This window comes from Pseudomonas sp. PvP025, assembly GCF_017832155.1.
Lineage (GTDB): Bacteria > Pseudomonadota > Gammaproteobacteria > Pseudomonadales > Pseudomonadaceae > Aquipseudomonas.
This window is the reverse complement of record NZ_JAFIBJ010000001.1, coordinates 1035160-1047533: the sequence shown is the minus strand read 5'-3', so window position 1 is coordinate 1047533 and position 12374 is coordinate 1035160. Positions and strand designations below refer to the sequence as shown.

Genomic DNA, 12374 nt, shown 5'->3' with positions numbered 1-12374 from the left:
ACCTGACTGAGAGCCTGGCGATTGGCGGTGCTCAAATACAATGCACCTGGAACGGGATGTCGATACATGCCTTTGCAAGCTCAGACATGATCATGGAATCCGCCTTCAAGTCTGTGATGATATGCACCGTCGCAAGCGGATACATTTGCTTGGCTAGGCGCACGCCCCGGGTGAAGAGCTCAACACTTTCACTACCGGCAAACAGCCACGCGCCGACCGCATTCATGTCGACCTCTAGGGGGCCAGTTGAGGGTAGGCAGATGACTTTATGGGACGTTAGTAGGTCGCTATGCAATTGCCCAACCTTGTCTCGAAGCGCGGCCAGCCTCGCCTCCATGCTTGATGAACCATCAATGATCAGCACGGGCTGGGGTTGAACTTCAACTTGTGAGAATTCGTTGAGCACGGCCGCTAGCGGTGCAGCTAGGGTATGCCGCGTCTGTGGTCTGAACTCGTCGATTAGCGTGTAATCGTGGGGAAAATCGACGTTGTCGTAATTCACCAGTACCAGTGCGCCGTCTGTGGCGACGGCATCAGCATAGGACGCGGCCACACCATCGAAATAGCGTTTCTTCAGCGTCTTCAACGACTCATCGTCAGGCATCTTATGTTGCTTGCATTCGATGATAGCGGCCACGTCATCTGGCTGAATCACCGTCGATGTACCACGGACAACTACGATATCCGGCTGTACATTTTTGCCGGCGCGACGCAGATAGGACGGCTGGTAGATGATCTGGCCAAATGGGAGGCTCTTGCGTTCGGCGACTACGACCGTTTGCCCCAACTCAAGTAGTGCCGCACCTGTCGGCGAGCGATTGAGCTCGAATCCGCGTCGCGCAAACAGCTGTAGCGTAGTGACCAAGCACCAAAGCTCGTAGATTTGCCAACGATGGCGCCAGAATGGCAAGTCAAGGATGTCTTCGGCCTTGAGATTGGGGGCACATTGATCCAGCAGTGACTGTAGATGTGCAAAGGCATGCATATCCCAGAGCGATAGGTTCTTGATGGCCCATAACGCGGGTACTGCATCAGCCGTCCCCCGGTAGCCGCTTTTTTCCAGCCCCTGGTCGCGCACGCTTTCGCATAGGTCGTAAATCCTTGAAGCGACACTTTTGGGCATCGCACCTTTAGGCTTAGCTGGCAGCTTGGCTGGTCTCTCGTTAGGTCTGTTTTCCTGATAGTTCCTGCAAGCGTCAGCGAAGCCATTGCAGAGATTATTGAAAGCATTGCTTTCTGGTACTTGCTCAAGTAGCTGGCGATAGCGCCTAAAGGCCTCGAAATTGATCGTGACTTGGTCACCCTTAATGTTGAAATTCCAACTGATGTCGAGGGTGTTCTTCGACGTCTTCGTCATGCTGCGTTCGCAGTAATTCCAGATGTCTTGGAACATGACCGAGAGTGGTTCAAGGACCTCTAGCATGGCCATCAGGTACTGTTGGGCGCTGATAGCCTTACTCTCGTCGGAAAGAATAAAGCTCTCATCCGGAATGCTCAGCTTGATCGCCAAAGATTTCAGCAGCGCCTCGTCGCGGGGATTTTTTCCATAGCCTTGCGCCACCGCGAGCTCATTGCTGTACCAGAGCTTCCGATGGATCTGCGCGCACGTTTCTATCATGGGGTCCTTTCCGTGGGAGTTGACTGCAGAGGCCAGCCTAGACTAACAAAGAGCCTTGCACCATCATTTCACATTGAGCATTCCCATGGCTGGTACTGGCCGAAAAGGGCCGCTAGCTAGTGGCCGCTATTGGCCGGCTTCTGTCACTCCTAATTGGTAGAGCTCAGCTAGTTCCGGGCTCATCAGTGCTTGGACGACGAGCGAGCGGCGTTGCGACACTCAAAGGACAAGCATGTCCATTTCCATACTAGGGAAACTAGGCCAGCTGGAACTGCCCACGGAGCTGCAGCGCAAGTCGCGATCGCCATTGCTCCACGACCAGCCCCGCTAAGTCTGCCAGGTTGCTGTCAGTTGAATTCATGATGGCATGGACGGCGGAAAGCAGGTTATCCGCCAAATCTTGTTCGGGGCTCATTCCTAGTGTGCGGATAAGAGTGATTGTGTCTTGCGATTGCCCTGGCGCGCCGCGCCAGTCCTTCGGCCACTCGAAGCGGTGTTTATAAAAATTTGCAGCTCCGTTTGCGATCGCGACGTAGCTCAGGCTTGACCTCGAATCGAGATCTGCCTCCAACGACATCACGGCGTTCTTATTTATCTTCTGTCCGTTTAGCTCGTAGATCCGCTTTACAATCGAAACCGTCTCGGTGATGGCCGCCTGAATAAGTACAAACATGGCCCCGAGCAGTACACCGGCCTCGTCGTATATTAGCTCCGCTGGGTGATCCCAGAATTTTCGCCCCGGATGGCCTATCTCCCGGAGGCGATCAGACCAAGCATCGAGTGCTTGTTTAGTTAACTCCGCGTGCGATCGGATTACGCTGGAGAGGGGAAACTGATCGAGCTCGTCTTCTAGCTCCTGCACCAATCTCAATATCTGCGTTTGCTTGTCCAAGATGTCCTCCTATGCAGATGGGCATCATAACGTCAGCAGAGTCCAATGCGCCTCGCTGGATGCGTACAGGGAGACTGTGTCTGGCCGATTGCTGCCGTTCGCGGCGGGCAGCAACCGGCCCGTCGCTGCCCAGCAAAGCCGAAAGAAGAACCAACCACCAACACCTGCGTCGACTACGCCCGATCTATCCGCCCAGAGTAACAACCCTGCTTGGCATGGTGCACGTGAATGCACCCAACCTCTGGATTGGCAAACATCCGGGTAACGACAGTTTCCATTGCTATTCCATCAACGACGTCGGCGTCGAGCATCATCCCATCATCAGTGAAAGCGCGAAGTGATAGCAGGCGGATTCGCATGGACTCGGGTACCTCATCGACTGCGTCATAAGCCTGTGTGGCCCACTCCCGTATGAAGATCGCGTGTGAGGCGCGGTATGGCGTCTTGGCAGGCTGGCTGACATGGTTGAGTAAAAGCACGCTCTGACCTGGCTGCGCATCCTTCATTTCGATACGGTCAGGAAAGCCTGGGTGGCTGTCAACGATGTAACGATTTATCCCGAGCGATGCGAGATCTTTGTCGGGCAATCCAAACAGTGACTGGAATGGCTCGGGGTAAAGGCCAGTGATACGAAACGCCATGGTCGAACTCCTATGGGGTTGGAGTTCTATCAGGCTGGAATTCGTACCGTACCTGCTATCCGATTCTTGCTGCTTTATTCAAGCTGCCGCGATTCGATGAATTGAAAGCCATGGCGGGGATGATGGTCGAGCGAAACGTTCAACTCGAACCTGTTCATGGTTGAGCTGAATCGCCGTCGCGTACAAGCTCGGCGATCCAGTCAGCGAATGCGCGTACGGCCGGCGAGAGAAAACGCTGATGCGGATAGAGCAAGGTCACGGGCACTGAGGCGGGTTGCCAGTCCGCAAGCACCTCGATCAGCCGGCCTTCCTGCAGATGCTCAGAGACCACGTTCTCGGCAACCTGCACCAGGCCGAATCCTTCAAGACACATCTTTATGTAGAGTCCTGTCTCATTGACAGCCACCGCACCGCTCACCGGGACTGAGATATTTTCGGTGCCGCTGACGAAGCGCATTTTACCCACTCCCCGGTCATGCCCTGAAAAATAATGGATGGCTCGATGGTGGAGCAAGTCCTCCGGTGTTTGCGGAGTACCGTTCGCTCCGAGATAGGCCGCAGACGCACAGGTCACCCAGCGAAACCGGCCGAGTGGGCGCGCAACGAGCGTTGAGTCATTGAGGTGCCCTGTACGAATGACGCAATCGACGCCTTCCAGAACCAGATCAACCTGCTGGTCGTTGACGCCTATCATCAGGTAAACATCGGGATACCGTTTGTAAAAGTCTTGCAGGTTTGGCATGACGATAAAATGTGCAATGCCACCGGGCATATCCACCCGCAAACGACCTTGCGGGCGTTTTGCGTCTTGCGTCAGGCTGGACTCCGTATGCTCGATCAGCTCGAGTATCTCCCGGCATTGCGCCAGGTACCGTGCTCCCTCCGGCGTCAGGCTGACGCGACGTGTTGTTCTGTTAAGCAGACGCACCTGCAGATATTTTTCAAGATTTTTAACGCTGCTGGTCACCGTCGAGGCCGGCAAGGAGAGCGTTTGTGCCGCATGAGTAAAGCTGCCCGCCTCTGCCACACGGACGAAAACCTGCATTGCCTGGATCCGATCCATGTTTTTCCACTAGCCGCAACGGCGCAACGCGCGCGGTCATCATTGTTCGTATTTGCTGAATAATTAAAACAGTTTAACCTCCTTTTTCGGGAGTATCACTTTCCGTACCTTTTTCTCACTGCATTTAAAAGGTGAACTGGAAATGACCGAATATAAGCGCAATATCGTACACGCCTCGGCGTCACAGACCGCCCGCACGGTTATCCGCGGAGCCACTGTTCTAAGCATGGACGGTGGCATAGGTAATCTGGTACGCGGCGATATCCTTATCGAAGGTTGTACCATCAGAGCCATTCAGGAACATATCGAAGCCGGCGACGCCGTTGTTATCGAGGCATCCGGGATGATTGCCATGCCGGGCATGGTCGATACGCATCGTCCCTCCTGGGAGGGACAACTGCGTCGGCTCAACCCAAATGCCGAAACGCTGGAAGACTACTGCAACGCAACGCACTACTCGTTTGCCAAATACTATCGCCCTGCGGACATGTACATCGGCAACCTGCTGACCGCACTGGGCTGTATCGACGCCGGCATCACCACGGTGGTTGATAACTCGCACAATAGCCGCACCGGCGCGCACTCCGACGCAGCCATCGAGGCACTGCTTGACGCAGGTATTCGCTCAATACACGCCAGCGGTGCGCCGGTGTCCGGGGACTGGGACAAAGACCACTGGCCCGGCAACCTGGAGCGCCTGCAGGAAAAGTATTTCAAGAACGGCGACAACTCGCTGGTTTCTCTTGCAGTGATGGCACCGTTGGAACCTGAGCTATGGGCTGAAGCCCGGCGGCTGGGCCTGCCGATCATCACCGAATTTTTTGGGGGAGAAATGGCCGCTGAGCTGGAAGCGTTGCACCGGCAAGGACTGCTGGGCCCGGATAACATCTTTAACCACTGCACCTCACTGCCGGACGCAGGATGGAAAATCCTTCGCGAGGCTGGCGTGCGGGTCAACGTGTGTCCGCGCTCGGATGCCCACTATGGCATCGAGGATGGAATGTTCGCCATGCAGTCGGCCCTGCGTCACGGTATCAGTCCGGGACTGAGCGTGGATAACGAAACATCCTACAGTGGTGACATGTTCATGGAGATGCGGGTGGCGTTTTACCTGCAGCGTGTCATGGGCATGCACCAGCAGCGCTGCTGCGGATCAGACCATCACCCGTTTACATTGCCGGCTCATCGCCTGTTGAAGGCCGCGACTGCCGACGGCGCCGCCTGTGCTGGATTGCAGGACAAAATCGGCAGCCTGTCACGCGGAAAGCAAGCCGACCTGATCCTTATCAATGCACAGGACATAAACCTGTACCCGTCAGGCAACGCATTCGGCACGGTGGTACACGCGGCCGAACGCAGCAATGTAGACACCGTCATGATTGGCGGACGCGTCGTCAAGCGCGACGGTAAGGTACTGGGTGTGGATAGCGAGCAGCTTCGCACGGCGATCGACGAATCCCGTGAGTATCTATTTGCTGCTGCAGGCTATCAGCCTGACGTTTTTGCCGAGACATTTGCGCCGCTTGAATCGGCCCGGTGAAGAGCCAGGAGGAGATTGCGTAGCGGCACTTAAAAACAGTCCAACGGATTGATCAAAGATCTCAACGTGTGATCCTCCCACACCCCTGCAATCTTCAGATAGGCACGCGCATAGCCTTCGCTTTCAAACCCCAGTGATTCTAGAAGACGTTCACTTCGGATATTGCTGGGTAGGTGATTGGCCATGATTCGATGAATCGCCATCTGCTCGAAGCAATAACGGTTAGTGATCTGCAGTGTTTTTCTCATTAAACCCTGGCCTTGCGCAGATACGGCTAATGAAAAACCGAGGTTACAGGCCTGAAAAACGCCCCTCACAATATTCGTGTAGTTACATCGACCGAGAAGCTCTCCGCTCTCGTTATCGAGCAACAGGAAAAACATGGACGCTGCGGCTTCCATGCTTTCCACCTGCTGTTCGACTCTGGCCCTGGCGTTGTCAATGGTGAAATACTGTGCGTCCCTCTGGGGTTCCCAAGGCTGTAGGTGCGCACAGTTCGCTTTTTCGTAACGGCTGATCAACTCGAAATCGTTACGTTCCAATGTTCGAAGGCAGTTACCTTCCACCGAGTAGTTCATAACCTCTCCTGGTTCATTGATAGCCAAGTTTGACTGAGTAGAAGCCAGAAAGGTTAAGTTGCTAACTGCTCACCTCCACGGCTGGCCGATTGCCCGAACGCCCTCACCCACCTTATCCTGATCCCTCTCAGTCTCACGAGCCCGGAGCCGCCATGGACCTCTCCACCCTCGCTCTATTCCTCCCCGCGTGCTTTGCCCTGAACATGGCGCCCGGCCCTAACAACCTGCTTTCCGTGAGCAACTCCAACCGGTACGGCTACCGCATTTCCTGCCTGGCCGGCATCGGGCGCCTGGTGGCCTTCGCCGGCATGATCGCTCTCGCCTCGGCCGGGCTGGCGATAGTGCTGCAGACCTCGGAGTTGTTGTTCTACGGGATAAAGATCCTGGGGGCGGCGTATCTGTTTTACCTGGCGTTCCAGCTGTGGCGCGCGAATCCGCTGGCCGATGCGCAATCGCAGGCCAATAAGGCAGGGTTATGGGCATTGGCGCGTCAGGAGTTTCTGGTAGCGGCGGGCAATCCGAAAGCGATCCTGATCTTCACTGCATTCCTCCCACAATTCGTGGTCCCCGACCAACCTGTCACGCCGCAATTTGCCTTGCTGGGCGCGATGTTCCTGGCCCTGGAATGGATCGCCATCAGCGCCTACGCCTACATGGGCCTGCACATGCGCCGCTGGTTCGCAGCGCCACGGGGCAAGCGGATATTCAATCGGTGCTGCGCCGGGTTGTTGTCGGCGGCGGCAACGGTGTTGTTGATGGCCCGCCGGGCTTGAGCCATCTCGCGCTTCAGCGTGCCCGTTCATGCGCGCCGTGTCAGGGCCGAGGATTCTTGACGTAGCGCATGACGACGAAACAGGCGACTAAAATCAATGGCGCGATGGAGAGCATGCCCATGTAGGTGGAGCCAGACAGATCGTTGATCTTGCCTACCATCACAGGTGCAACGATGCCGCTCAACTGGCCGATGGAGTTGATTGCAGCCGTGCCCGTGGCGATCGCCAATCCCGAAAAGGTTGATTGCGGAATGGTCCAGAAAATCGGAATCGCGATAAAGGTGCCCGCCGTCGCGAGTACGAGAGCGGCCATCATGGCCCATGACGAGTCCGAGAACAGGCAGGCCAGCAGATAGCCCACTGCCGCCGCCATTAGGCACAGAACCAGATAACGCTTGCGCTCACCGGTACGATCGGAGCGCCGTGTCAGCCATATCATGCCGACGCACGCCACGATGTAAGGCAGCGCCGAAAGCATCCCGACCCAGAGCAGATCCTGCACGCCGGAAGATTTGATCAGGTGCGGCATCCAGAAGTTGAGGCCATAGGAAGCGGACTTGATCACGAAGTAGATGAACGCCATGATCGCGACTTCCCGGGTCAGCAACACACGCCACAAGGAGCCCAATACCGGTTTCTGGTTGACCTTGTCATGCGCCAGATTGGCCGCCAGCAGGTCCTTCTCGCTACGGCTTAACCACTTGGCCGATTCGATGTCTCGGTCCAGTTTCCACAGTACCAGCAGGCCGAGTACCACGCAGGGCAGCCCGGACATCAGGAACAGCCAGTGCCAGCCAGCCAGACCGAACACGCCATCCATCGTGCCCAACAGAATGCCCGCTGCCGGCCCTCCGACGGCGCCTGCCAAAGGTACAGCGAGGAACCACAGGCCATTCATTTTCGCCAGGTGCTTCTTGGGAAACCAGCACGCCAGGTAGAACAGGATCGCCGGGCCAAAACCGGCTTCCATGACGCCGATCAAAAAGCGCAGGAAGTACAGGGTGTATTGGGTGTAAGCGAACATCAACGCCGCCGTCGCCAGCCCCCAGGAAACCATGATCCGGCAGATCCAGGCAGGCGCGCCATAGCGCTTGAGCCCCAGGCTGCTGGGGACTTCGAACAGCACGTAGCCGAAGAAAAACATGCTCGCAGCCAGGCCATACGCCGCGTCGCTCAAACCCAACTCTTGCTGCATCTGGGCCTTGGCGAAGCTGATGTTGATTCGGTCAAAATAGGAAAAAAGAAAGCAGATAATGGCCAGCGGCATAATGCGCCAGGCCACACGCCGATAGAGCAGCAGCTCGTTGATCGTTTCTGTGTTGCGCGCGAGCGCGATTTCGCCAGTCATGGCAACCATGATATTTCTCCATTGTTGTAATTATTGGAGAGAAGCAAGGTTCCTCAGGAACCCTGCTCAATGGGTTCAGCTGATTAGAATAAGTTTGGCCTTGTACGTCTGACCTTTAACGACATAGTCGGCGGCGTTTTGCTGCATACCGGCAATTGCTTCAGGTGTCAGTTCGCGCACGACTTTGGCGGGCGAGCCGAGAATCAGGGAGTTGTCCGCGAACACCTTGCCTTCGGTGACAACCGCCCCGGCACCGACCAGGCAGTTCTTGCCGATGACCGCGCCATTGAGCACCACAGCCTGAATCCCGATCAGCGCTCCGTCGCCGATGGTGCAACCATGCAACATGGCCTGGTGGCCGATGGTGACGCCCTCGCCCACCGTCAGCGCAAATCCTGGGTCGGCATGCAGCACAGCCCCCTCCTGCACATTGCTGTGCCGCCCTACTCTGATCGGCTCGTTGTCACCACGCAGTACCGCCTGCGGCCAAACACTGACGCCCTTTTCCAGGATGACATTGCCGATGATGGTGGCGTCCTGCGCGATGAACGTTTCGGCGTGAATGGCAGGAATAAGGGTGTCGTATTGATAAATCGCCATGACAGTTCCCCCTCAAGCCTGAGCATCGGTTTTCAGAACACCGGCGGCACACAGCTCGGCGATGTGTTCATCGCTGTAGCCCAGTTCGCGCATGACGTTGTGGGTATGCTCGCCGACGCGTGGAATTGATCGCCGCGGTTGCAGGCGCTCGCCATCCAGGGACAACGGCAGCAACGGCATGGCGGTGAACGATCCGTCTTCGAGTTCAAGATTTGCCAGGCCGCCGCTATGCAGCAGGTGAGGATCCTCAAACAGTTCCTCGGGTCGCCGAATCGGTGCAAACGGAATGCTGTTGGCCTCGAGTTCCAGGGCCAACGCTTGAGCGTCCATGGTGGCAAACACCTCAGCCAGGTGAGCCAACAGGCGCGGCCGTTGCAGCACGCGATCGTTGTTGGTCGCCAGGGTCTGGTCGTCCAGCAAGGCGCTCTGGCCCAGCAAATGACACAAGGCGCTCCATTGGCCTTCACCGGTGGCAGCGACGAACATCTGTTCGCCACCGGCGAACTCGAACACATCGTAAATGGCCCAGGCGCTGATACGGTTTGGCATCGGGGCAGCCGCCTGGCCGGTCACGGCGTACTGCTGCATATGCTGTGCGGCGAGCAATACGCAGTTTTCGTAAAGCGCGCTCTGCACCTCACGACCGACACCCGTGACATTACGATCATTAAGTGCAGCAAGCACACCAATGGCACCGAACATGCCCCCCATGATGTCATTCACGGAGCTGCCGGCACGCAGAGGTCTGCCTACCGGGCCGGTCATATAGGCCAGGCCTGCCATCATTTGCACCACTTCATCCAGGGCCAGGCGATTGTCGTAAGGGCCGCTGAGAAAGCCTTTGTGCGAGGCGTAGATGATGCGCGGGTTACGCGCTCGAATCGCTGCGTAACCGAAGCCGAGCTCGCTCATGCGACCGGGTTTGAAGTTCTCGATGAAAACGTCAGCGGTATCGATCAAAGCCAGTACCGCATCTCGGCCTTGTGCAGTATTGACGTCGATGGCGATGCACTGTTTGTTGCGGTTGAAGGTGCGAAAAAAACCGGCACCCGCGCCCAGCAGACGGCGTGTACCGTCTCCGCGAATGGGTTCAATCTTGATCACCTCGGCACCGAGGTCACCCAGGATCATTCCGCAGGTCGGACCCATCACCATATGAGAAATTTCAACGACACGAATGCCGTCCAATGGAAGCCTGGACATTATTGTTTTCCTCGATCAGACAGGTTCAGCGGCGACTGGCAGCCGACACGTAATTGAGTGGCAGGCCGGCGCGGGCAATGCAGCCGTAAAGGGTTTCGTGCGGCAAGGCGTCGCGCAGCACCTCGCGGGATGCGATCAATGCAGCCAGGTCAATGCCGGTCTCGTGGCCCATGCTTTGGAGCATGAACACCAGGTCCTCAGTGACGGTATTGCCGGATGCGCCCGGTGCGAACGGACAACCGCCCAACCCGGCCAATGACGAATCGAGCTCGGTGATACCTTGCTGAACGGCGACCAGGCTATTGGCAAGCGCCAGGCCTCGCGTGTCGTGGAAGTGCGCAGCCCTGAGCTTGTCACCCGCGATGGCGCGAATCGCCTGCAAGGTGCACGCGACCTGGCCTGGATTGGCATAGCCCGTGGTGTCTCCCAGGGACACCCGATCGCAACCGGCTTGCAGTACATGCCCGGTTAGCTCGCAAAGATCGCTCAATGGCACATCACCTTGGCGGGTGCACCCAAACGCCACAGACATTCCGGCAATGACCTGAACGTTGTGCAAGCCAAGCTCGGTGCGAAGCAGGCACATCCGCGCCAACTCCTCGACCATCTCCAGCGGCGTACGACGCACATTAGCCAGGCTATGGGCAGCGCTGACGGACACCGGCGCAATAATTCGGTGAGCGCCGGATTCCAGTGCATCACGACAGCCACGCAGGTTAGGCGCCAGCACCGTGACAACCAGATCCGGAAAGCTCAAGGCATGGGCGACGACCTCTTTGGCATCGGCCATCTGCGGTAAAAGTTTGGCGGGCACAAAGGACGCCACCTCCATATAGCGTACGCCGGCGGCATAGGCGGCATCGATCCATTGTCGTTTGGCAGACGTCGACATAATGGCTTGAAGGCTTTGCAAACCATCACGCATGCCGACTTCATTGATTGTTATTGTTGTCATGAAAAAACTCTCACAGGCCGAAGCGTCACTTCAGATTAGAGAGCCATAAATGCAGCAAAAAGACGTTATTTACGCGTTGATCCATCGTCAACCGCGATGGATGCAATCAGGGCTGGGAATGAAGCGGTGCTGCGCGCGAAAGCAGGTGATCCAGCAAACGGCGCGCTGACAGCGAAAGTGCATCCCGATCACGAACACAGATAACGAACTCACCCAACGCCCAGTCATCGGTCAGAGGAATAATGCGCAGGTCAAACAGCGATGCATACCGTGCCACGGCTTCCAGTGGGAATACAGCAAGTCCCAGGCCGAATTGCACCAGGCGGAATGCTGCGTCGAACGACGATACATAGGAACGAAACCGTAACTCATGGCCATCCCTCGTCGCTTCATTACGCATAAAGTTATTCAACGTGGCGAAAGCGGATAACCCCAAGTGATCAAAGGCCAGGGTCTCAGCGAACGCAATACGGGTGCGATTGGCCAGGGAATGGTTCGATCCGACGACGACGGCCAGATGATCACGACGATAAGGCACAAACTCCAGATCGCCCACGGCCATTGATCGTCGACATATGCCTAAATCTGCATTGCCTTCGGCCACTCCGCGCACCACGTCGGGACTGAAGCGCTCCTCGATGTCTGTCTGGATTCCCGGGTGCTCGAGCATGAAGTCACACAGCTCTTCCGGCAGGAACTCCATAATTGACGAAATGTTTGCCAACACCCGTACATGTCCACGGGCGCCTTCAGCGTATTCGCCAAGTTCACTATCGAGCCGTTCCATCGCACGCGTCAGAGACCGCGCGTGCCGAAGTAGCGCCAACCCCGCCGGAGTCGGTTCAACCCCGCGCTTGCTGCGGCTCAGCAGCGGCGTACCAAACCGCGCCTCAAGGTCGGAAATACGTTTACTGACCGCCGACGGCGCAATGAATCCTCGCTCGCTGGCGCGCGCAATCGTGCCCTCTTCACAGACCAGAATGAATAAGTGCAGGGTTAAGTGATCCAGGTGCTGCATTACGTCCTTCCTTCAAGTCGCAATGTGGCGCGAAGATGCTTATTCCCCGCGTTCAATCTACTGAGGTTTTCGCAAATTCTGGATATACGCAAGCGCCGCTTGAATGGCTTCGGGCTTTGCAGGCACTTTGAAGAGGCGCTGGGTG

12 protein-coding genes are annotated in these 12374 nt (G+C 56.8%); 2 read left to right on the top strand and 10 right to left on the bottom strand.

Annotated elements, in window-relative coordinates; genetic code table 11:
- Nucleotides 1-31: 31 nt before the first annotated feature.
- From JOE32_RS04215 to JOE32_RS04200, 4 genes are all read right to left on the bottom strand, one after another.
- Entirely contained in the window at nt 32-1618 is a 1587-nt protein-coding gene (locus JOE32_RS04215; RefSeq protein WP_209981722.1) for a hypothetical protein, read from the bottom strand.
- Nucleotides 1619-1874: 256 nt separating this feature from the next.
- Entirely contained in the window at nt 1875-2510 is a 636-nt protein-coding gene (locus tag JOE32_RS04210; RefSeq protein WP_209981720.1) for a hypothetical protein, read from the bottom strand.
- A 173-nt stretch (nt 2511-2683) separates the two neighbouring features.
- Complete coding sequence (locus JOE32_RS04205; protein ID WP_209981718.1) at nt 2684-3151, bottom strand: DUF1203 domain-containing protein; 468 nt, start codon at nt 3149-3151, stop codon at nt 2684-2686.
- A 154-nt stretch (nt 3152-3305) separates the two neighbouring features.
- Entirely contained in the window at nt 3306-4214 is a 909-nt protein-coding gene (locus tag JOE32_RS04200) for a LysR family transcriptional regulator (RefSeq protein ID WP_209981716.1), read from the bottom strand.
- 142 nt (nt 4215-4356) lie between these two features.
- Here JOE32_RS04200 and JOE32_RS04195 point away from each other — a divergent pair, with 142 nt between their 5' ends.
- Nucleotides 4357-5754: an amidohydrolase family protein gene (locus JOE32_RS04195; protein WP_209981714.1), complete on the top strand. Its 1398-nt coding sequence runs from the start codon at nt 4357-4359 to the stop codon at nt 5752-5754.
- Nucleotides 5755-5783: 29 nt separating this feature from the next.
- Here the strand turns inward: JOE32_RS04195 and JOE32_RS04190 are convergent, their stop codons facing one another.
- On the bottom strand, nt 5784-6332 hold the full coding sequence (locus tag JOE32_RS04190) for a GNAT family N-acetyltransferase (protein WP_209981712.1): 549 nt from the start codon (nt 6330-6332) through the stop codon (nt 5784-5786).
- A gap of 152 nt (nt 6333-6484) precedes the next feature.
- Between JOE32_RS04190 and JOE32_RS04185 the strand changes: the two genes are divergently transcribed.
- On the top strand, nt 6485-7105 hold the full coding sequence (locus JOE32_RS04185; protein WP_209981709.1) for a LysE family translocator: 621 nt from the start codon (nt 6485-6487) through the stop codon (nt 7103-7105).
- A 40-nt stretch (nt 7106-7145) separates the two neighbouring features.
- On the opposite strand, the gene JOE32_RS04180 is transcribed toward JOE32_RS04185, so the two are convergent.
- The 5 genes from JOE32_RS04180 to JOE32_RS04160 form a co-directional block, all read right to left on the bottom strand.
- Nucleotides 7146-8462: an MFS transporter gene (locus JOE32_RS04180; RefSeq protein ID WP_209981707.1), complete on the bottom strand. Its 1317-nt coding sequence runs from the start codon at nt 8460-8462 to the stop codon at nt 7146-7148.
- A 66-nt stretch (nt 8463-8528) separates the two neighbouring features.
- A complete protein-coding gene (locus JOE32_RS04175) occupies nt 8529-9053 on the bottom strand; it encodes a gamma carbonic anhydrase family protein (RefSeq protein ID WP_209981705.1) in 525 nt (174 codons plus the stop codon).
- Nucleotides 9054-9065: 12 nt separating this feature from the next.
- Nucleotides 9066-10256 (bottom strand): CaiB/BaiF CoA-transferase family protein, encoded by a 1191-nt coding sequence (locus tag JOE32_RS04170; RefSeq protein ID WP_209981702.1) that lies wholly within the window; start codon nt 10254-10256, stop codon nt 9066-9068.
- 25 nt (nt 10257-10281) lie between these two features.
- The gene (locus JOE32_RS04165; protein WP_209981700.1) at nt 10282-11211 is read right to left on the bottom strand and encodes a hydroxymethylglutaryl-CoA lyase; all 930 of its coding nucleotides are present in this window, start codon (nt 11209-11211) and stop codon (nt 10282-10284) included.
- Between the two features lie 106 nt (nt 11212-11317).
- On the bottom strand, nt 11318-12229 hold the full coding sequence (locus JOE32_RS04160) for a LysR family transcriptional regulator (RefSeq protein ID WP_209981698.1): 912 nt from the start codon (nt 12227-12229) through the stop codon (nt 11318-11320).
- Nucleotides 12230-12374 lie beyond the last annotated feature (145 nt).